The 19,917-nt window shown below is 54.7% G+C and carries 25 protein-coding genes; 13 read left to right on the forward strand and 12 right to left on the reverse strand.

Going from position 1 to position 19,917, the window contains the following annotated elements; genetic code table 11:
* The first annotated feature begins 39 nt into the window (after nucleotides 1–39).
* Complete coding sequence (yhbY, locus tag KGP25_RS21730; RefSeq protein WP_003861814.1) at nucleotides 40–333, forward strand: ribosome assembly RNA-binding protein YhbY; 294 nt, start codon at nucleotides 40–42, stop codon at nucleotides 331–333.
* A 151-nt stretch (nucleotides 334–484) separates the two neighbouring features.
* On the opposite strand, the gene greA is transcribed toward yhbY, so the two are convergent.
* Nucleotides 485–961: a transcription elongation factor GreA gene (gene greA / locus KGP25_RS21735; RefSeq protein WP_014171793.1), complete on the reverse strand. Its 477-nt coding sequence runs from the start codon at nucleotides 959–961 to the stop codon at nucleotides 485–487.
* A 230-nt stretch (nucleotides 962–1,191) separates the two neighbouring features.
* On the opposite strand from greA, the gene dacB reads away from it, so the two are divergent.
* The 3 genes from dacB to pmrB are packed head-to-tail and all read left to right on the forward strand — an operon-like array spanning nucleotide 1,192 to nucleotide 4,330.
* On the forward strand, nucleotides 1,192–2,625 hold the full coding sequence (gene dacB, locus KGP25_RS21740) for a serine-type D-Ala-D-Ala carboxypeptidase (protein WP_021242259.1): 1,434 nt from the start codon (nucleotides 1,192–1,194) through the stop codon (nucleotides 2,623–2,625).
* A 2-nt stretch (nucleotides 2,626–2,627) separates the two neighbouring features.
* The gene (pmrA, locus tag KGP25_RS21745; protein WP_024906362.1) at nucleotides 2,628–3,290 is read left to right on the forward strand and encodes a two-component system response regulator PmrA; all 663 of its coding nucleotides are present in this window, start codon (nucleotides 2,628–2,630) and stop codon (nucleotides 3,288–3,290) included.
* Nucleotides 3,287–4,330, forward strand: a complete 1,044-nt coding sequence (pmrB, locus tag KGP25_RS21750; protein ID WP_223539620.1) for a two-component system sensor histidine kinase PmrB — start codon at nucleotides 3,287–3,289, stop codon at nucleotides 4,328–4,330. The genes pmrA and pmrB overlap by 4 nt, the downstream gene beginning before the upstream one ends.
* 33 nt (nucleotides 4,331–4,363) lie before the next feature.
* Here pmrB and cgtA read toward each other — a convergent pair whose 3' ends face one another.
* The 4 genes from cgtA to rplU form a co-directional block, all read right to left on the reverse strand.
* The gene (gene cgtA / locus KGP25_RS21755; protein ID WP_111967957.1) at nucleotides 4,364–5,539 is read right to left on the reverse strand and encodes an Obg family GTPase CgtA; all 1,176 of its coding nucleotides are present in this window, start codon (nucleotides 5,537–5,539) and stop codon (nucleotides 4,364–4,366) included.
* 15 nt (nucleotides 5,540–5,554) lie between these two features.
* Nucleotides 5,555–6,520, reverse strand: a complete 966-nt coding sequence (locus tag KGP25_RS21760; RefSeq protein WP_014833443.1) for a DMT family transporter — start codon at nucleotides 6,518–6,520, stop codon at nucleotides 5,555–5,557.
* Nucleotides 6,521–6,616: 96 nt separating this feature from the next.
* Complete coding sequence (gene rpmA, locus KGP25_RS21765) at nucleotides 6,617–6,874, reverse strand: 50S ribosomal protein L27 (RefSeq protein ID WP_004385076.1); 258 nt, start codon at nucleotides 6,872–6,874, stop codon at nucleotides 6,617–6,619.
* Between the two features lie 19 nt (nucleotides 6,875–6,893).
* Entirely contained in the window at nucleotides 6,894–7,205 is a 312-nt protein-coding gene (gene rplU / locus KGP25_RS21770; protein ID WP_003025032.1) for a 50S ribosomal protein L21, read from the reverse strand.
* 257 nt (nucleotides 7,206–7,462) lie between these two features.
* Here rplU and ispB point away from each other — a divergent pair, with 257 nt between their 5' ends.
* Together ispB and sfsB are read left to right on the forward strand one after the other, a co-directional pair.
* Nucleotides 7,463–8,434 carry an octaprenyl diphosphate synthase gene (gene ispB / locus KGP25_RS21775; protein ID WP_008501461.1) on the forward strand — a complete coding sequence of 324 codons (972 nt, stop codon included), beginning with the start codon at nucleotides 7,463–7,465 and terminating at the stop codon, nucleotides 8,432–8,434.
* Between the two features lie 229 nt (nucleotides 8,435–8,663).
* Nucleotides 8,664–8,951, forward strand: a complete 288-nt coding sequence (gene sfsB, locus KGP25_RS21780) for a DNA-binding transcriptional regulator SfsB (RefSeq protein ID WP_048028843.1) — start codon at nucleotides 8,664–8,666, stop codon at nucleotides 8,949–8,951.
* Nucleotides 8,952–9,012: 61 nt separating this feature from the next.
* On the opposite strand, the gene murA is transcribed toward sfsB, so the two are convergent.
* From murA to mlaF, 7 genes are all read right to left on the reverse strand, one after another.
* Nucleotides 9,013–10,272, reverse strand: a complete 1,260-nt coding sequence (gene murA / locus KGP25_RS21785; RefSeq protein WP_045910105.1) for a UDP-N-acetylglucosamine 1-carboxyvinyltransferase — start codon at nucleotides 10,270–10,272, stop codon at nucleotides 9,013–9,015.
* A gap of 50 nt (nucleotides 10,273–10,322) precedes the next feature.
* Entirely contained in the window at nucleotides 10,323–10,577 is a 255-nt protein-coding gene (gene ibaG, locus KGP25_RS21790; protein ID WP_008501458.1) for a BolA family iron metabolism protein IbaG, read from the reverse strand.
* Nucleotides 10,578–10,703: 126 nt separating this feature from the next.
* A complete protein-coding gene (mlaB, locus tag KGP25_RS21795; protein WP_048028841.1) occupies nucleotides 10,704–10,997 on the reverse strand; it encodes a lipid asymmetry maintenance protein MlaB in 294 nt (97 codons plus the stop codon).
* Nucleotides 10,997–11,632 carry a phospholipid-binding protein MlaC gene (mlaC, locus tag KGP25_RS21800; protein WP_045910107.1) on the reverse strand — a complete coding sequence of 212 codons (636 nt, stop codon included), beginning with the start codon at nucleotides 11,630–11,632 and terminating at the stop codon, nucleotides 10,997–10,999. The genes mlaB and mlaC overlap by 1 nt, the downstream gene beginning before the upstream one ends.
* An 18-nt stretch (nucleotides 11,633–11,650) precedes the next feature.
* On the reverse strand, nucleotides 11,651–12,199 hold the full coding sequence (mlaD, locus tag KGP25_RS21805; protein ID WP_008501455.1) for an outer membrane lipid asymmetry maintenance protein MlaD: 549 nt from the start codon (nucleotides 12,197–12,199) through the stop codon (nucleotides 11,651–11,653).
* Between the two features lie 4 nt (nucleotides 12,200–12,203).
* Nucleotides 12,204–12,986: a lipid asymmetry maintenance ABC transporter permease subunit MlaE gene (gene mlaE / locus KGP25_RS21810; protein WP_010436044.1), complete on the reverse strand. Its 783-nt coding sequence runs from the start codon at nucleotides 12,984–12,986 to the stop codon at nucleotides 12,204–12,206.
* A gap of 7 nt (nucleotides 12,987–12,993) precedes the next feature.
* Complete coding sequence (gene mlaF / locus KGP25_RS21815; RefSeq protein ID WP_008501452.1) at nucleotides 12,994–13,806, reverse strand: phospholipid ABC transporter ATP-binding protein MlaF; 813 nt, start codon at nucleotides 13,804–13,806, stop codon at nucleotides 12,994–12,996.
* Between the two features lie 227 nt (nucleotides 13,807–14,033).
* Here mlaF and KGP25_RS21820 point away from each other — a divergent pair, with 227 nt between their 5' ends.
* Genes KGP25_RS21820 through rpoN form a run of 7 tightly spaced genes read left to right on the forward strand, consistent with a single transcriptional unit; the run spans nucleotide 14,034 to nucleotide 19,900 of the window.
* Nucleotides 14,034–15,011, forward strand: coding sequence for a calcium/sodium antiporter (locus KGP25_RS21820; RefSeq protein WP_045334591.1), 978 nt, complete (start codon nucleotides 14,034–14,036; stop codon nucleotides 15,009–15,011).
* A 13-nt stretch (nucleotides 15,012–15,024) separates the two neighbouring features.
* The gene (gene kdsD / locus KGP25_RS21825) at nucleotides 15,025–16,011 is read left to right on the forward strand and encodes an arabinose-5-phosphate isomerase KdsD (protein ID WP_008501450.1); all 987 of its coding nucleotides are present in this window, start codon (nucleotides 15,025–15,027) and stop codon (nucleotides 16,009–16,011) included.
* A 14-nt stretch (nucleotides 16,012–16,025) separates the two neighbouring features.
* Nucleotides 16,026–16,592: a 3-deoxy-manno-octulosonate-8-phosphatase KdsC gene (gene kdsC, locus KGP25_RS21830; RefSeq protein WP_008501449.1), complete on the forward strand. Its 567-nt coding sequence runs from the start codon at nucleotides 16,026–16,028 to the stop codon at nucleotides 16,590–16,592.
* Nucleotides 16,589–17,164 carry an LPS export ABC transporter periplasmic protein LptC gene (gene lptC / locus KGP25_RS21835; protein ID WP_024906353.1) on the forward strand — a complete coding sequence of 192 codons (576 nt, stop codon included), beginning with the start codon at nucleotides 16,589–16,591 and terminating at the stop codon, nucleotides 17,162–17,164. The genes kdsC and lptC overlap by 4 nt, the downstream gene beginning before the upstream one ends.
* Complete coding sequence (gene lptA, locus KGP25_RS21840) at nucleotides 17,133–17,687, forward strand: lipopolysaccharide ABC transporter substrate-binding protein LptA (protein WP_020883526.1); 555 nt, start codon at nucleotides 17,133–17,135, stop codon at nucleotides 17,685–17,687. Before lptC ends, lptA begins: the two co-directional genes overlap by 32 nt.
* Nucleotides 17,688–17,693: 6 nt before the next feature.
* On the forward strand, nucleotides 17,694–18,419 hold the full coding sequence (gene lptB / locus KGP25_RS21845) for an LPS export ABC transporter ATP-binding protein (protein WP_008501446.1): 726 nt from the start codon (nucleotides 17,694–17,696) through the stop codon (nucleotides 18,417–18,419).
* Between the two features lie 47 nt (nucleotides 18,420–18,466).
* Entirely contained in the window at nucleotides 18,467–19,900 is a 1,434-nt protein-coding gene (gene rpoN, locus KGP25_RS21850) for an RNA polymerase factor sigma-54 (RefSeq protein ID WP_045910109.1), read from the forward strand.
* Nucleotides 19,901–19,917: the final 17 nt, after the last annotated feature.

A 19,917-nucleotide genomic window follows, 5' to 3' on the forward strand; every position in this document is an offset into this window, starting at 1 on the left:
ATGAACCGTTTTCAATCCCAACGTAAGCAAAAATATACGATGAATCTGAGTACTAAACAAAAACAGCACCTTAAAGGTCTGGCACATCCGCTCAAGCCTGTAGTGATGCTTGGCAACAATGGTTTGACCGAAGGGGTGCTTGCCGAGATTGAACAAGCGCTGGAACACCACGAGCTGATCAAGGTGAAAATCGCCTCTGAAGACAGAGACACTAAAAACCTGATCGTGGAAGCCATCGTGCGCGAAACCGGCGCCTGTAATGTACAGGTCATCGGTAAAACGCTGGTGCTCTACCGCCCGTCTAAAGAGCGTAAAATCTCGCTGCCACGTTAAGGATATCCTGAATTAAACACATTTTCTGTGTGAAACGAGGGATTTCTGTCAGCAGGCGAGCAAAATGCCATGCTCCTTGAGTTGATAAAAGGCCGCTACGCGGCCTTTTTCTTTTCTTTACAATGTATCAACATCTTAGTCGAGAAGCGAATTACAGGTATTCAACCTTAATAATTTCGTATTCTACTTCACCACCAGGGGTGCGGATGGTGACAACATCGTCCTGCTCTTTGCCAATCAGGCCGCGAGCAATCGGCGAGTTCACCGAAATCAGGTTCTGTTTGAAGTCAGCTTCATCATCACCCACGATGCGATAGGTCTGCTCTTCGTCGTTGTCCAGGTTCAGCACGGTAACGGTAGAACCAAAGATCACACGGCCATTATTTGGCATCTTAGTGATATCGATAACCTGCGCATTGGACAGCTTTGCTTCGATATCTTTAATACGCCCTTCACAGAAGCCCTGCTGCTCACGCGCGGCGTGGTATTCAGCATTCTCTTTCAGGTCGCCATGCTCGCGCGCATCCGCGATAGCGGCGATGATTTCAGGACGACGCACGGATTTCAGGAAATCCAGCTCTTCGCGCAGTTTTTCGGCACCACGTAAGGTCATCGGAATAGCTTGCATTTGTTATACCTCTTAAACATTCCTGTTGGGAGCAGTGTTCCCTGCTCCTGCCCCCCTTTAAGCGGGCAAGAAGCAAAAAGAAAACCGACCCGGGAGCGATGCCCCAGGTCAGCAGCAATTTTTCAATTTGATACGCATTTTACCGCGAAGTTCACTATGGGTCATCGTTTACTTTGCAGTGCCATGCACCGTAGTATGACGGTTTGTTTTCGGGTTGTTAGCGCGAGATTATGCGATTTTCCAGTTTTATCATCGGATTGACTACCAGTATAACGTTCACCGCTCAGGCCGCGAATGTTGATGAGTACATTAATCAGCTTCCCGCAGGCGCGAACCTCGCCCTGATGGTGCAGAAGGTTGGCGCACAGGCTCCCGAGATTGACTATCACAGTCAACAGATGGCGCTGCCTGCCAGTACCCAAAAGGTGATCACCGCCCTCGCCGCCCTGCTCCAGCTCGGGCCTGACTTCCGTTTTACTACCACCCTTGAAACCAAAGGTAACGTCGAGGGTGGCGAACTAAAAGGCGATCTTATCGCCCGTTTTGGCGGCGATCCGACCTTTAAACGCCAGGATATCCGCAATATGGTTGCGGTGCTGAAAAAAACCGGCGTGCAGAAAATTGACGGCAATGTGCTGATCGATACCTCCATCTTTGCCAGCCACGATAAAGCCCCGGGCTGGCCGTGGAACGACATGACGCAGTGCTTTAGCGCCCCGCCCGCCGCCGCGATTGTTGACCGCAACTGCTTCTCGGTTTCGCTTTACAGTGCGCCAAAGCCGGATGATTTAGCGTTTATCCGCATAGCGTCCTACTACCCGGTCACCATGTTTAGTCAGGTCCGCACGCTGGCCAAGGGCTCTCCTGATGCACAGTATTGCGAACTGGATGTGGTGCCAGGCGATCTTAACCGCTTCACGCTGACCGGCTGCCTGACGCAGCGCGCCGATCCGTTGCCGCTGGCTTTTGCGATACAGGATGGCGCAAGCTATGCAGGCGCCATTCTGAAAGATGAGCTGAAACAAGCGGGAATAACCTATTCCGGCACCCTGCTTCGTCAGACGCAGGTCAACCAGCCCGGCACGGTCATCGCCAGCAAACAGTCTGCGCCGCTGCACGATTTACTGCGAATAATGCTGAAAAAGTCGGACAACATGATTGCCGATACGGTGTTCCGCATGATTGGTCACGCCCGTTTCGGCGTGCCGGGAACCTGGCGCGCGGGTTCAGACGCGGTTCGGCAGATCCTGCGCCAGCAGGCGGGGATCGATCTGGGTAATACCATCGCCGTCGATGGCTCCGGACTATCGCGCCATAATTTGATCTCTCCGGCCACGATGATGCAGGTGCTTCAGTACATTGCACAACATGACACTGAGCTAAACTTTATTTCAATGCTGCCGCTGGCCGGGCATGACGGTTCACTGCAGTACCGCGCAGGGCTTCACGCCGCGGGCGTGGATGGCAAAGTCTCCGCGAAAACAGGCTCACTGCAGGGGGTTTATAACCTTGCAGGCTTCATCACTACCGCCAGCGGACAGCGCATGGCATTCGTGCAGTATCTTTCCGGCTATGCCGTCGAACCGACCGACCAGCGCAATCGTCGTATTCCACTGGTTCGCTTCGAAAGCAGGCTTTATAAGGACATCTACCAGAATAACTAGCGATGAAACTACTTATAGTTGAAGACGATCTGTTATTGCAGGAAGGGCTGGCGCTGGGGCTGGCCAATGAAGGGTATGCTCTCGACTGTGCAGGCACCGCAGCAGAGGCGGATGCCCTGATCCAGAGCGGCGAATACAGCCTGGTGATCCTCGATTTGGGCTTGCCGGATAAAGACGGCGCCACGCTGCTCAGCCAGTGGCGACGTCGCGGCATCGCCAACCCGGTATTGATCCTGACGGCACGTGATGCCATTGAAGACCGTATCACCGGCCTCGATGCAGGCGCAGACGATTACCTGGTGAAGCCTTTTGCGCTCGCGGAGCTGCAGGCTCGGGTACGAGCGTTGATTCGCCGCTATCAGGGCCATAGTGATAACTTACTGACCGACGGCGATATAACGCTGAATTTGCAAACCCAGCAGGTGCTGCGTCAGGATCAGGCCGTAGAGGTGACGCCAAAAGAGTTCGCCTTGCTTACGCGTCTGATTATGCGCAGCGGGCAAACGGTACACCGAGAAACGCTCCAGCAGGATATCTACTCCTGGCAGGACGATCCCGGGTCCAATACCCTTGAGGTCCATATTCATAACCTGCGGCGTAAGCTCGGCAAAGACAGGATCAAAACCGTTCGCGGCGTCGGCTACCGTCTGGAGAGCCAGAAATGAACAGCATGCGTCGGCGTTTGATGGTGCTGCTGGCGGTCATTCTGTTATTTTTCCAGCTGATAAGCGTCATCTGGCTGTGGCATGAAAGCCGTGAACAGATTGGTTTTCTGGTCAACGAAACGCTGTCAGCGAAAGCGCGCAATAATCACGTTGAGAAAGAGATCCGCGAAGCGATTGCCTCGCTGCTGGTCCCTTCCCTGGTGATGGTCGGTTTTACCCTGTTCTTCTCCTTCTGGGCCGTCACCTGGATAACCCGGCCGCTGAATAAGCTCCGCGACAGCCTCGCTAACCGCTCAGCCGATAACTTAACCCCGCTTCCTATGTATTCCGACATGGAAGAAATTGGCGCGGTGACGACCTCCCTGAACCAGCTGCTGGCCCGGCTGGATAGCACCATTCAACAGGAGCGTCTCTTCACCGCAGACGCCGCACACGAACTGAGAACGCCTCTGGCCGGTATCCGGCTCCATCTGGAGCTGATGTCGCAGTCAGGTGCGCCTCAGGCCGCCACGCTGGTTAGCCGTATCGATCAGCTCATGCATACCGTCGAACAGCTGCTGATGCTGGCCCGTGCCGGACAGGCAATGGCGAGCGGCCACTACGAAACCGTGAGCTGGACGGAAAATATCATCGAACCTCTCGGCCTTGGGCATGAAGCCAAAGAGCATACGGTGATTTGGCCCGCTAAAAGCGCGCTCACGGTTCAGGGAGACGCCGTTCTCCTGCGCCTGATGCTGCGCAACCTGCTGGAGAATGCCGGGCGCTACAGCCCGGCAGGGACAACGATTACAGTGACATTAACCGAGGTCGACGGCGGGACGCAGATCAGCGTTATCGATCAGGGCCCGGGGATTGATGAAGCGCACCGGCAGTCCATTACCGAGCCATTCCGCCGTCTTGACCAGCGCTACGGAGGCAGCGGTCTGGGCCTGAGCATCGTGCAGCGCATCGTCCAGCTCCACCACGGCAGGCTGACGCTTGAGAATGGCGCTGAAGGCGGTTTAATCGCCAGTTGCTGGCTGCCCGCAACGCTGGAATAAAAAAGCCCCCATAACGGGGGCTTTGAACAGCAATTAGTGCTTGTAGATGAACTCGACGCCTTCTTCGTCGTCTTCATCCCAGTCATCGTCCCAGTCTTCATCGTCTTCTTCCGCTTCCAGCTCTTCGAGCTGCTGGCGGTGGTAGTCATCCCACATGAATTCGACTTTTTCAGGCTGTTTGACTTCTTCCGCCTGAACAATTGGGTTCTCAATGATGAAGGTCATCACATCCCAGCACAGATCTTTCACGCCGACCTGGCTTGCCGCAGAGATCAGGTAGTATTTATCTTCCCAACCCATCGCTTCAGCAATGGCTTTTGCTTTTGCTTCCGCTTCGGCTTTGTCCATCAGGTCGATCTTGTTAAAGACCAGCCAGCGTGGTTTATTCGCCAGTTTTTCGCTGTATTTCTCCAGCTCGCTAACGATGATGCGGGCGTTTTCAACCGGATCGGAACCGTCGATAGGATCGATATCGATAAGGTGCAGCAGCACGCGGCAGCGCTCAAGGTGTTTCAGGAAGCGAATACCCAGACCCGCCCCTTCCGCGGCGCCTTCAATCAGACCCGGAATATCGGCAACCACAAAGCTCTTCTCGTTATCCATACGGACAACGCCCAGGCTTGGTACCAGCGTGGTAAACGGATAGTCCGCCACTTTTGGCTTGGCTGCAGAGACGGCGCGAATAAACGTCGATTTGCCTGCGTTTGGCATACCCAGCATGCCCACGTCAGCCAGAAGCATCAGCTCCAGCTGCAGGTCGCGCTTATCGCCCGGCGTACCCATCGTTTTCTGACGCGGCGTACGGTTAACGGAAGATTTGAAACGGCTGTTACCCAGACCGTGCCAGCCGCCTTTCGCCACCATCAGGCGCTGACCGTGTTTGGTCATATCACCCATGGTTTCACCCGTCCCCTGGTCAATCACACGCGTACCGACCGGCACTTTAATGGTGACGTCTTTACCGCGTTTCCCGGTACAGTCACGGCTCTGGCCGTTCTGACCACGTTCAGCGCGGAAGGATTTTTCGAAACGGTAGTCGATCAGCGTGTTGAGGTTCTCATCCGCCTCCAGCCACACGTCACCACCATCCCCACCGTCGCCGCCATCAGGACCGCCACGAGGGATATACTTTTCACGGCGGAAGCTCACGCAACCGTTGCCGCCATCACCAGCCACGACCAGGATCGTCGCTTCATCAACAAACTTCATTTTACTCTCCGTAACTCATTCGCCTGAGCGGGGGACTACTACAACCGCTTCATTTTTGCGCCAACGTCCCCAGAGACGATGACCAATGGCGGAATACATCGCGCCCGCAACCACGACAAACGCACCGAGATAACCCAACAGGTTGAGCATCGGTCTGACGAAGACATCGGGCCAGGCCATTGATAACAAATCTGAAAATAACAGCGTAAACAGCGGGGTAAGCGTGATCAACGCGCTCACCTGTGCTGCCTGCCAGCGCGCCATCGCCTCGGCCAGCGCGCCATAACCGACCAGCGTGTTCAGCCCACAAAAAATGAGGCACGCCAGTTGCCAGTCGCTAAGCTGGGTAATTACGCCCGGCTTCGCTAATGGCAGTAATGCTATTGTACACAAAGTGTACAGCAAAAAGAGGATCTGCTGTGAGGCAAGCCGACGCAATAACACCTTTTGCGCGACGCCATAGCTCACCCAGACCGTTGCTGCCCCCACACCGAAAATGACACCCCATGTGTAATCCGTCAGGCGGGTAAAAATCTCGATCAGACTGGTGTTAAAGAACATCACCAGACCGCACAACAGCATGCTGGCCCCGATAATCTGCGTACCGCGCATCTTCTCCTTGAGGATAAAGACGCTGGCGACCATCATGCCCACCGGCGAAAGCTGACCAATCACCTGCGACGCCGTGGGGCTGAGATATTGCAGGGAAGAGCTGAACAGGATGAAGTTACCGAACAGACCACCCGTCGCGATAGCCAGCAGCACCAGCCAGCGCGGTTTACGGAAGAGCCGCAAGGGTGGAAGCTTACCTTTGACGGCCAGAATCGCCCCGAGGCCGATGCTTGCCATCAGAAAGCGATAAAAGACCACCGTAGGCGGCTCCATCACTTCCAGTACCTGCTTCATTGCAATTGGCAGCGCACCCCAGCACATTGCGGTTGTGAGCGCCAAAAGAATTCCTATGCCGGCCTGCTGCTTCATGCCCGTTTTCCCTACAGAAAAAATTACCGGGTTTCCAATGTAAAAAGCCCCGCAACAGGGTGCGGGGCTTTAATCCGTTACCGGACCGAGAAAACCTTACTCAGCAACGATGCTGATGTATTTACGGTTGTTCGGGCCTTTAACTTCAAATTTCACTTTACCGTCTGCTTTAGCAAACAGAGTGTGGTCACGACCGCAACCTACGTTGTTGCCAGCGTGGAATTTGGTACCACGTTGACGAACGATGATGCTACCCGCCAGAACGGATTCGCCACCGAAACGCTTAACGCCCAGGCGTTTAGCTTCTGAATCGCGACCGTTACGTGTGGAGCCGCCAGCCTTTTTATGTGCCATTTAAATCTCTCCTCAGGTCTTAGGCGCTGATGCCAGTAATTTTCACATCAGTGAACCACTGACGGTGGCCCTGCTGCTTACGGTAGTGCTTACGACGACGAAACTTAACGATTTTAACTTTCTCGCCACGACCGTGTGCAACAACTTCAGCTTTGATAACGCCGCCATCAACGAAAGGAACGCCGATTTTGACTTCTTCACCGTTTGCGATCATCAGAACTTCCGCGAACTCAACAGATTCGCCAGTTGCGATGTCCAGCTTTTCCAGGCGAACGGTCTGACCTTCGCTTACTCGGTGTTGTTTACCACCACTTTGGAAAACCGCGTACATATAAACTCCGCTTCCGCGCACGTCCTCGTATGAATCAGAGTGCGCTATAAATATTCACAATAGGGCGCGAATATTACGCAAAACGCGAGCCTTTGACAAGTGCTACCGTCAATACATGAAGAAAAAAAACACAACACGTACGGTAACGTTTATCTGAGCCGTTTTTTCAGTACAATCAGCACTACTATTGATAAACCGAAACCCTTCGTTACCCCATTGAAGATGGGATCAACAGGATAAAAAGCCCGGCTTTTGCGATGAATTTAGAAAAAATCAACGAGTTAACCGCGCAAGATATGGCGGGTGTGAATGCAGCAATCCTGGAGCAACTCAACTCTGACGTTCAGCTGATCAATCAGTTGGGCTATTACATTGTCAGCGGCGGCGGTAAACGCATTCGTCCGATGATTGCCATTCTGGCTGCCAGAGCCGTTGGCTATCAGGGAAATGCTCACATCACTATCGCAGCGCTCATCGAATTTATCCACACGGCGACGCTTCTGCACGACGATGTGGTGGATGAATCGGATATGCGTCGTGGTAAAGCCACGGCTAACGCCGCGTTCGGGAACGCCGCCAGCGTCCTGGTGGGGGATTTTATCTATACCCGCGCCTTCCAGATGATGACCAGCCTGGGTTCCCTGAAAGTGCTGGAGGTGATGTCCGAAGCCGTAAACGTCATTGCTGAAGGCGAAGTGCTGCAACTGATGAACGTCAACGACCCGGACATCACCGAAGAAAACTACATGCGCGTCATCTACAGCAAAACCGCGCGTCTGTTTGAAGCGGCGGCCCAGTGTTCCGGCATTTTGGCTGGCTGTACCGAAGCACAGGAAAAAGGCCTGCAGGACTATGGCCGCTATCTGGGCACAGCCTTCCAGCTGATTGACGATCTGCTGGACTACAGTGCGGACGGCGAAACGCTCGGCAAAAACGTTGGCGATGACCTGAACGAAGGCAAACCGACCCTGCCGCTGCTCCACGCCATGCGTAACGGAACGGCCGATCAGGCGAAAATGATCCGTGAAGCGATTGAGCAGGGAAATGGCCGCCATCTTCTGGAACCCGTGCTGGAAACCATGGCGATCTGCGGCTCGCTGGAATGGACGCGTCAGCGTGCGGAAGAAGAAGCCGACAAAGCCATCGAAGCACTCCAGGTCATTCCCGACAGCCCATGGCGCGAGGCACTGATTGGCCTTGCCCACATCGCCGTTCAGCGCGACCGTTAATCTTGCTTTCTCTCCCCGCGTTCCTGGCGGGGAGATTCCAGTACACACCCGTAAATTCCGCATTCACGTAAATTCATCGGTTTAGAGACCGCATGAATAAAGCCGTGTCTTATTCTGAATATTCCTTCAAGTAACGCGAACTTTTTAGAACAAGAGTTCGAAATGGGTATAGTAAACCCGTCGTTTCAGAAGAAACGGCGTAGGTGAATCCGAACTTAAGGACGGCGTTATGGATACGAAATTTATCGACTGGCACACGGCTGATATTATTGCCGCACTGCGCAAAAGAGGCACTTCACTGGCAGCAGAGTCCCGCCGCCATGGACTGAGTTCTTCAACTCTGGCAAACGCCCTCACCCGCCCCTGGCCAAAAGGAGAATTAATTATCGCGACGGCGCTGGATACGCATCCGTGGGTGATTTGGCCTTCGCGCTACCACGATCCCGTTACCCATGAATTTATCGACAGATCGCGCATGATTCGCCAGAGAAAAGTAAAAAAAGAACCGCAGGAATAACGCGTTTTTTGACAGGAACAGCAACCCCCCGGTCATGTCTGGCAGGGGGCTGCCGGAACGATTACTCGCCCTTCACACGCTCGATATTGGCACCCAGCGCGCGCAGTTTATCTTCGATACGCTCATAGCCACGATCGATGTGATAAATACGATCCACGATCGTTGTACCTTCCGCGATACAACCCGCCAACACCAGGCTGGCAGACGCACGCAGATCGGTTGCCATCACCTGAGCGCCGGACAGTGTCTCAACGCCATGGCAAATCACGGTATTACTTTCGATCTCAGCACGTGCACCCATACGGATCAGCTCCGGTACGTGCATAAAGCGGTTCTCGAAAATGGTTTCAGTGATGAAGCCAGTCCCTTCGGCGACCAGGTTCAACAAGGTGAACTGCGCCTGCATGTCCGTTGGGAACGCCGGGTGTGGCGCCGTACGCACATTGACCGCTTTTGGACGCTGTCCATGCATATCGAGGCTGATCCAGTCTTCACCGATTTCGATATCCGCTCCCGCATCACGCAGTTTCGCCAGCACCGCATCCAGCGTATCAGGCTGTGCGTTGCGACAAACAATCTTCCCGCCAGAGATCGCGGCAGCGACCAGGAAGGTACCGGTTTCGATACGGTCCGGCAGTACGCGATAGACACCCCCGCCCAGACGCTCAACGCCTTCGATGGTGATACGGTCGGTACCCTGACCGGAGATCTTCGCGCCCAGTGCCACGAGGAAGTTAGCGGTATCCACAATTTCCGGTTCACGCGCGGCGTTTTCGATGATAGTGGTCCCTTCTGCCAGCGTTGCCGCAGACATAATGGTTACCGTTGCGCCTACGCTCACTTTGTCCATAACAATGTGCGCGCCTTTCAGACGACCATTGACGGACGCTTTAACGTAGCCTTCTTCCAGCTTGATCTCTGCGCCCAGTTTTTCCAGACCAAAGATGTGCAGGTCAACTGGACGCGCACCGATGGCGCAGCCGCCCGGCAGCGAAACCTGACCCTGACCGAAACGCGCCACCAGCGGGCCAAGCGCCCAGATGGAAGCACGCATGGTTTTCACCAGATCGTAAGGCGCAGAGAAGTTGTTTACCTTGCTGGCATCGATCCAGACGGAACCGTTACGCTCGACTTTCGTGCCCAACTGGGTGAGCAGCTTCATGGTGGTGTCGATATCTTTCAGCTTCGGTACGTTCTGAATCTCTACCGGCTCTTCCGCGAGCAGCGCAGCAAAGAGGATGGGCAGCGCGGCGTTTTTCGCGCCAGAAATTGTGACTTCGCCCTGGAGACGCGTTGGCCCCTGTACACGAAATTTATCCATTGTGTGCTCTCTTATAAATTCAACCGTGCTGCGGGCCTGTCGCCCTCAGCTCAAAAACCGTTTAGTTTGCGATCGCGTGCCCACTCTTGCGGGGTGAACGCTTTAATCGACAGGGCGTGGATGCGGTTATCCGCAATATATTCCATCAGCGGCGCGTACACAGCCTGCTGTTTCTTCACACGGCTCATACCGTCGAACATCTCACCCACAGCAATAACCTGGAAGTGACTGCCATCGCCAGTGACGTGGGCTTCCTGAAGGGAGAGTGCATTCATCAGCACTGTCTGGATTTCATGATTTTCCATGGGTTCTTAATCATCTGATAGTGAAAACAAGCCCAACATCTTAGAGCAAAGTGGCGTCGTCTTAAACAAGCAAAAAGCCCCGACGATGAAACTGTCAGGGCTTTCGGAAGTAACGCACTGAAAATATTAACGAGGCAATACGTCCTGAGGGAGATTGTAGAGCTGCGCAAGGGTCACGACATTCTCGCTCGCGCCGCGAAGCGTGACGCTCGCCCCCTGCTTTTTCCCTACCGCAACCAGATGGGCAAGCAGCGCAACGCCTGCCGTATCCACCCGCGTGACGTCAGTTAAGTCAATGAGCGTCACGCCCTGCATGGCCTCATGGCGTTTATCCCATAAGGGGTTCAGCAGATCCTGATCCAGCTCACCGGACAGCTTTAATGTCTCACCTTCACGCGACCAGCTGAGTTGCTGTGACATTACTTCTTCTCGTCCAGCGTGATTTTCTGACGAGCAATGGACTGCAGCTGCGCGGTCAGGCCATCAATCCCCTTGGTGCGCAGCAGGTCGCTCCACTCGTTCTGTTTGGTGGTGATCATGCTTACGCCTTCGGCGATCATGTCATACGCCTGCCAATGGCCGGTCTGGCTGTTTTTACGCCACTGGAAATCCAGACGCACCGGCGGACGGCCGTTAGGATCGTTGATCGTTACGCGAATAGGGACGATGGTCGCATCACCCAGCGGCTGCTCCGGGGCGATCTGATAGGTCTGACCGTGGTACATCGCCAGCGCCTGACCATAAGCCTGCTTCAGGTATTCACGGAAAGCGGCAAAATAGGCCTCACGCTGCGCCGGGGTCGCGTCTTTGTAATAGCGGCCCAGCACCAGCGCTCCTGCATATTTGATCTGCACATACGGCAGCAGCTCCTGGTCAACCACGTCACGCAGGTAATCAGGATTAGCACGAATCTTAGGCTGCTCGTTTTTAAGACGATCGAAGGTTTTCTTCGCGGCCTCGTCCATCAGTTTGTACGGGTTACTCTGATCCGCCGCGTGCACCGCGGTGAGAGGGGCGATGACCAGCATGGCAACCATTAACAGTCGTTTAAACATGAATGACTTCTCCTGATATTAATTCGCAGCACCTGGGGTCGGCGCGGCATTGGTATGGTCTTCACTCTGCGCAGGGGCATTGTCAGACTTTTTATCATCCCCTTTACTGTTGTAAAGGAACTGACCAATCATATCTTCCAGCACCATGGCGGACTTGGTGTCCTGGATCACGCTCCCGTCCTTAAGGATAGTCGTTCCCAGCTCGGGGTCTTCAAAACCGACGTTAAGCGCCAGATATTGTTCGCCCAGCAGACCGGAAGTCCGGATAGACAGGGAGCTGGTGTCCGGAATGTGGTTGTAACGCTCTTCGATATCCATCGCGACGCGCGGCAGATAGGTCTTTTCATCCAGCGTAATGTCAGATACGCGGCCGATCACCACGCCGCCAATACGGACCGGTGAACGCGCCTTCAGCCCGCCGATGTTATCGAAGGTGGCATAGATGCGATACGTCGGCTCGGTGCGTACAGACGTGATATCTGCCGCTCTCAGGCAGATAAACAACGCGGCCAGCAGCGCCAGCAGCAGGAATACACCGACCCAAATTTCATTTTTTCTCGTTTGCATGAACTCAATTCCCAAACATCAGTGCGGTGAGCACAAAATCCAGACCCAGTACGGCCAGCGACGAATGAACGACTGTACGTGTAGTAGCGCGGCTAATGCCCGCCGACGTCGGAATCGCATCGTAACCATTAAACAATGCAATCCAGGTAACCGTAATGGCAAATACCACGCTCTTAATCAGGCAGTTAACCAGATCCATTCGCAGGTCAATGGCGTCCTGCATGGCAGACCAGAAGAAACCGGCGTCAATGCCTTTCCAGTGCACGCCAACCAGCGAACCGCCCCAGATACCCACGGCGACAAACAGTATCGTCAGCAGCGGTAAAGAGATAACCCCCGCCCAGAAACGCGGCGAGATCACGCGACGCAGCGGATCGACCGCCATCATCTCCATGCTGGAGAGCTGCTCGGTCGCGCGCATCAGGCCAATTTCAGCGGTTAAGGCTGACCCCGCGCGCCCGGCGAACAACAGCGCCGCCACAACGGGCCCCAGTTCACGCAGCAGCGAGAGCGCCACCAGCATCCCGAGGCTGGTTTCCGCACTGTAGGTAGTCAGCACCAGGTAGCCTTGCAGACCCAGCACCATCCCGATAAACAGACCGGAGACAATGATGATGAGCATCGACAGCACGCCGACATTATAAAGCTGCCGCACCAATAGCGGCGCGTGCTTACGGAATTCCGGCTTGCCGACCAGCGCGTTGAATAACATCAATCCGGCACGCCCGAACGTCCTGATGGTTTTTATGCCACGGTGTCCGAGAGCGGCCAACGCATTTAACAGCATGAGTGGCTTAACTCCCTATTCCCAGTAAATCGTCACGATAGTCGCCCGCCGGGTAGCGGAACGGCACAGGGCCATCGGCAATACCGTCAAGGAACTGCCGCACGCGTGGATCGCAATTTTCCTGCAGCGCCTGGGCGCTACCATGTGCGACGATCTTTTTGTCCGCTACGATGTAGGCGTAATCGGCAATGCTCAGCACTTCAGGTACATCGTGAGACACCACAATGCAGGTGACGCCAAGCGCGCTATTCAGTTCAGAGATGAGCTTCACCAGCACGCCCATCGTGATGGGATCCTGCCCGACAAACGGTTCGTCGAACATGATTAAATCAGGTTCTAGTGCGATGGCGCGCGCCAGCGCGGCACGACGCGCCATCCCGCCGGACAACTCCGAAGGCATCAGTTTCGCGGCGCCCCGCAGCCCGACGGCTTCAAGCTTCATCATCACCGTGCTTTTCAGCAGCGCAGGCGGCAGGCTGGTATGCTCGCGCAGCGGATAGGCCACGTTATCAAAGACGTTCATGTCGGTGAACAAGGCACCCGACTGAAAGAGCATGCTCATGCGTTTGCGAACAGTATACAGGCGCGAGCGTGACATCTCCGGGATGTTTTCGCCATCAAAGAGGATCTCACCGCTATCCGGTGGGATCTGCCCGCCAATAAGGCGAAGCAGGGTCGTTTTACCGATCCCGGACGGCCCCATGATGGCAGTGATCTTGCCACGCGGCACGGTCAACGAAATATCATCAAATATCAATCTGTTGGCGCGAGAAAAACTCACCCCGCGGACATCGACTAAATTCGCCATGGTTTGGCTCATTTATGGTTCCTTTCTTATCCTGCTCACGTTAAGGCATGTAGCCTGAATCAGCCCTAAACTCAGCATTTTTACAGAATAATAACCGTAGAGGTTAGCGAAAGCTGGCATTTGTTTTACTTTTCCGGCGCATAAAGTCAAAATTAGGAATTCGTTACGCCTCAGACTGTATGCAGTCCAGCCATTCCCGAGCAATGGACCGACGAGTATACCTGAAGAAAGGACTTTTGATGCTTTTAGCAACAGCACTGTTAATAATTGGTTTACTGTTGGTGGTCTACAGTGCTGACCGTTTAGTGTTTGCTGCATCTATCCTGTGTCGCCTGAGTGGCGTACCGCCTGTCGTCATCGGGATGACCGTGGTCAGCGTAGGAACGTCACTTCCTGAAATCATCGTCTCTGTCTCGGCATCGCTGCATGGCCAGGTAGACCTGGCAGTCGGCACCGCGATTGGCTCTAACATCGTCAATATTTTATTGATTTTGGGCCTGGCCGCGCTGCTCCATCCATTTCGCGTGCATTCTGATGTTCTGCGCCGTGAATTGCCGCTAATGTTACTCGTAAGCCTGCTGGCAGGGTGCGTATTTTACGATGGCGTACTGAGCTACAGCGACGGCATTTTCTTGCTGGCGCTGGCCGTTATTTGGCTGCTGTATAGTGTTAAAATCGCCCGTCAGGCTGAAAAGCAGGGTCAGGATAGCCTCACGCGTGAGCAGGTCGCCGAGCTTCCACGAGAAGGCACGCTGCCTGTTGCCCTGCTCTGGCTGGGCGTCGCGCTGATCATCATGCCGATGGCAACGCGCATGGTCGTGGATAATGCGACGGTGCTGGCGAACTATTTTGCCATCAGCGAGCTGACCATTGGCCTGACGGTGATTGCCATCGGCACCAGCCTGCCGGAGCTGGCCACCGCCATTGCGGGGGCCCGTAAAGGTGAGGATGACATTGCCATTGGTAATATCATCGGCTCTAACATTTTTAATATCGCCATTGTGATGGGCCTGCCGGCCCTGATTTCGCCAGGGCCCTTTAATCCCCTGGCGTTCTCACGTGATTACGGCGTGATGTTGCTGGTCAGCGTGATTTTTGCCCTGCTCTGCTGGCGGCGGCAACGACAGATCGGTAAAGGCGCAGGCGCGCTGCTGACGGGTGGATTTATCGTATGGATGGCGATGCTGTACTGGCTCTCGCCTCTTCTCTCTGGGTAAACGGAAACGCATTATGTCGCAAATAGAATTGCAGCCGGGTTTTGACTTTCAGAAAGCAGGCAAAGACGTTCTGGAGATTGAACGTGAAGGTCTGGCGCAGTTAGATCAGTACATAAATCAGGATTTTAGTCTGGCATGTGAGAAGATATTCTACTGTGCCGGCAAAGTCGTGGTGATGGGGATGGGCAAGTCCGGCCACATTGGACGCAAAATGGCGGCAACCTTTGCCAGTACCGGCACCTCGTCCTTCTTTGTCCACCCGGGGGAAGCCGCGCACGGGGACCTGGGTATGGTCACGCCGCAGGATATCGTCATCGCACTCTCCAACTCCGGTGAGTCCAATGAAATCCTGGCGCTGATCCCGGTACTGAAGCGACTGCAGGTGCCGCTGATTTGCATGACCAGCCGTCCGGAAAGCAGCATGGCGCGCGCAGCCGATATTCACCTGTGCGTGAAGGTTCCCAAGGAGGCCTGTCCACTCGGCCTGGCGCCGACCTCCAGCACCACCGCGGCACTGGTTATGGGCGATGCGCTTGCCGTGGCGCTGCTGGAAGCCCGTGGCTTTACGCCGGAAGATTTCGCGCTGTCCCACCCGGGCGGCGCGCTCGGGCGCAAGCTCCTGCTGCGGGTAAACGATATTATGCACACCGGGGATGAGATCCCTCACGTCAGTAAAGAAGCCTCCCTGCGTGATGCGCTGCTGGAAATCACCCGCAAGAATCTGGGGATGACGGTCGTGTGCGACGATCTGATGAAAATTCAGGGGATCTTCACCGATGGCGACCTGCGTCGCGTGTTCGATATGGGTGTCGATGTCCGCACGCTCGGTATTGCCGATGTAATGACGCCCGGCGGTATCCGCGTCCGTCCGGGTACGCTGGCCGTGGACGTGCTGAACCTGATGCAGTCCCGCCATATCACCTCCGTTATGGTTGCCGATGGCGACCAGTTGCTGGGTGTGGTACATATGCATGATCTGCTGCGCGCAGGCGTAGTGTAATGAAGGATAAGACAATGAGTAATGCGGGTGCATCCCTTGCAACCTGTTATGGGCCGGTCAGTACACAGATGATGGCAAAGGCGGAAAACATTCGTCTGCTGATCCTGGATGTGGATGGGGTCCTCTCCGACGGCCTGATTTACATGGGCAATAATGGTGAAGAGTTGAAGGCGTTTAACGTTCGCGATGGCTACGGTATCCGCTGTGCGCTCACCTCGGGGATTGAGGTGGCGATCATCACCGGGCGAAACGCTAAACTGGTAGAAGACCGCTGTGAAACCTTAGGTATTACCCATCTGTATCAGGGCCAATCCGATAAGATGGCGGCGTTCAATGATTTACTGGGTAAACTGGCTATCGCGCCGGAAAACGTGGCCTACGTCGGGGACGACCTGATTGACTGGCCCGTGATGGCTGAAGTTGGGCTGAGCATCGCCGTTGCCGATGCGCATCCGCTGCTGATTCCGCGTGCCGACTACGTTACCCACATCAACGGTGGCCGCGGCGCTGTCCGTGAAGTCTGCGATCTGCTTCTGCTGGCGCAGGGCAAGCTTGATGAGGCCAAAGGGCAATCGATATGAGTAAAACCAGACGTTGGATTATCATTTTGCTTTCGCTTGTCGCACTGGTATTGATTGGCGTGAACCTTGCCGATCGCGACGATACGCAAACGGAAGTGATCAACAATAACGATCCAACCTATAAAAGCGATCACAGCGACACCGTGGTCTACAGCCCGGAAGGCGCGCTGAACTATCGCCTGATTGCCCAGCATGTTGAATATTTTTCAGATGACGGTATTTCGTGGTTTACCCAGCCTGTCATGACCACCTTCGATAAGGACAAAGTGCCGACGTGGTCAATTAAGTCAGATCGGGCAAAACTGACAAATGACCGTATGCTTTATCTGTATGGTCACGTTGAAGTCAACGCCCTGACCGCCGACTCGCAACTGCGAAAAATTACGACGGATAATGCCCAGATCAACCTGGTAACCCAGGACGTGACGTCGCAGGATCTGGTCACACTGTATGGCACAACATTTAATTCCAGCGGTTTGAGAATGCGCGGGAACTTACGCAGCAAGAACGCCGAGCTGATTGAAAAGGTTAGAACCTCCTATGAAATTCAAAACAAACAAACTCAGCCTTAAAGTAATTATCGCCAGCGCGATGCTGGCGACCAGTCTCCCCGCGCTTGCTGTAACGGGCGATACCGACCAGCCGATCCATATCGAGTCCGACACCCAGTCTCTCGATATGCAGGGTAACGTCGTCACCTTCACGGGTAACGTCGTCATGACCCAGGGCACCATCAAAATCAACGCCGACAAAGTGGTCGTGACCCGTCCGGGTGGCGAGCAGGGCAAAGAGATTATCGATGGCTATGGTAATCCGGCGACCTTCTACCAGATGCAGGACAACGGCAAGCCGGTGAAAGGCCGCGCCACGCACATGCACTATGAGCTGGCGAAGGACCTGGTCATCCTGACCGGCAATGCCTATCTGGAACAGCTGGACAGCAACATTACCGGCGACCAGATTACCTATCTGGTTAAAGAGCAAAAAATGCAGGCCTCCAGCGAGAAAGGCAAACGCGTCACCACCGTTCTGGTTCCGTCGCAACTGCAGGATAAAGGCAAGGGCCAGGCCCCGGCACAGAAGAAGAGTAACTAATTCGTTATGGCAACATTAACTGCAAAAAATCTCGCGAAGGCCTATAAGGGCCGCCGTGTCGTAGAAGATGTCAGTCTGACCGTTAATTCCGGCGAAATCGTGGGGCTGCTTGGCCCGAACGGTGCAGGTAAAACGACAACCTTCTACATGGTCGTGGGTATTGTGCCGCGCGATGCCGGCAACATTATCATTGACGATGAAGACATCAGCCTTCTGCCGCTGCACGCGCGCGCGCGTCGCGGGATCGGCTATCTGCCGCAGGAAGCCTCCATTTTCCGTCGTCTCAGCGTTTACGACAACCTGATGGCGGTCCTGCAAATTCGTAACGATCTGACCAACGAACAGCGTCAGGATCGTGCCAACGAGCTGATGGAAGAGTTTCACATCGAGCATCTGCGCGACAGCCTCGGTCAGGCACTCTCCGGGGGCGAACGCCGTCGTGTTGAGATTGCGCGTGCGCTGGCCGCAAACCCGAAATTTATCCTGCTGGATGAACCGTTTGCGGGCGTTGACCCGATCTCCGTTATCGACATCAAACGTATCATTGAACACCTGCGCGACAGCGGGCTTGGCGTACTGATCACCGACCACAACGTGCGTGAAACGCTGGCCGTGTGTGAACGCGCCTATATTGTGAGCCAGGGCAATCTGATCGCCCACGGTACGCCGCAGCAGATCCTCGAAGACGATCATGTTAAGCGCGTCTATCTTGGGGAAGACTTCAGACTCTGATAGGGTAGAGGTAACGTAACGCCGAACCGGAGAAAAATGCTCTGAACATGAAGCAAGGTTTGCAATTAAGGCTCAGCCAACAACTGGCGATGACGCCGCAGCTACAGCAGGCAATTCGCCTGTTGCAACTGTCCACGTTAGAACTTCAGCAGGAGCTCCAGCAGGCGCTGGACAGCAACCCCCTGCTGGAACAAACCGATCTTCATGACGAGGTAGATACCCAGCAATCGCAGGATACAGAAGCGCTCGATACCGCGGATGCACTCGAACAAAAAGAGATGCCCGACGAGCTTCCGCTGGATGCCAGCTGGGATGAAATCTACACCGCCGGCACCCCTTCCGGTACGCGTGCAGACTACCAGGACGATGAGCTACCGGTCTATCAGGGAGAAACCACCCAGTCGCTGCAGGATTACCTGATGTGGCAGGTGGAACTCACCCCCTTCTCCGATACCGACCGCGCGATTGCCACGTCAATTGTCGATGCCGTTGACGACACTGGCTATTTGACCGTCACGCTGGACGATATTCTGGAAAGCATGGGCGACGACGAGATTGAGCTTGAGGAAGTTGAAGCTGTTCTGAAGCGCATCCAGCGTTTCGATCCGGTAGGCGTAGCCGCAAAAGATCTGCGCGACTGCCTGCTGATCCAGCTTTCTCAGTTCAGCAAAGAGACGCCATGGCTCGACGAGGCGCGCGTGATCATCAGCGATCATCTTGATCTGCTGGCGAACCACGATTTCCGCACCCTGATGCGCGTCACGCGCCTGAAAGAAGAGGTGCTGAAAGAAGCGGTGAATCTGATCCAGTCGCTCGATCCGCGCCCCGGTCAGTCGATCCAGACCAGCGAACCCGAGTACGTGATTCCGGATGTGCTGGTCAGAAAAAATAACGGTCGCTGGGTCGTTGAACTGAACTCTGACAGTATCCCTCGCCTGCAAATCAACCAGCAGTATGCCTCCATGTGCACCAGCGTGCGTAACGACTCCGACAATCAATATATTCGTAGCAATTTGCAGGAAGCGCGATGGCTGATCAAAAGTCTGGAGAGCCGAAATGATACGCTGCTACGCGTCAGCCGCTGCATTGTCGAACAGCAGCAGGCGTTCTTTGAGCAGGGTGAAGAGTATATGAAACCGATGGTGCTGGCGGATATCGCCCAGGCCGTCGAGATGCATGAATCAACCATTTCCCGTGTCACCACGCAGAAGTATCTGCACAGTCCACGCGGTATTTTTGAGCTTAAGTATTTCTTCTCCAGCCATGTGAATACCGAGGGCGGCGGCGAAGCGTCGTCCACGGCCATTCGTGCCCTGGTGAAGAAGTTGATCGCCGCGGAGAACCCCGCGAAGCCGCTAAGCGACAGTAAGTTAACCACCATGCTGTCCGATCAGGGTATTATGGTGGCTCGTCGTACTGTTGCGAAGTATCGAGAGTCTTTATCCATTCCGCCGTCTAACCAGCGTAAACAGCTGGTCTGACACAACCGATAAGGAAG

The organism is Enterobacter sp. JBIWA003 (assembly GCF_019968825.1).
Classification (GTDB): Bacteria; Pseudomonadota; Gammaproteobacteria; order Enterobacterales; family Enterobacteriaceae; genus Enterobacter; species Enterobacter quasiroggenkampii.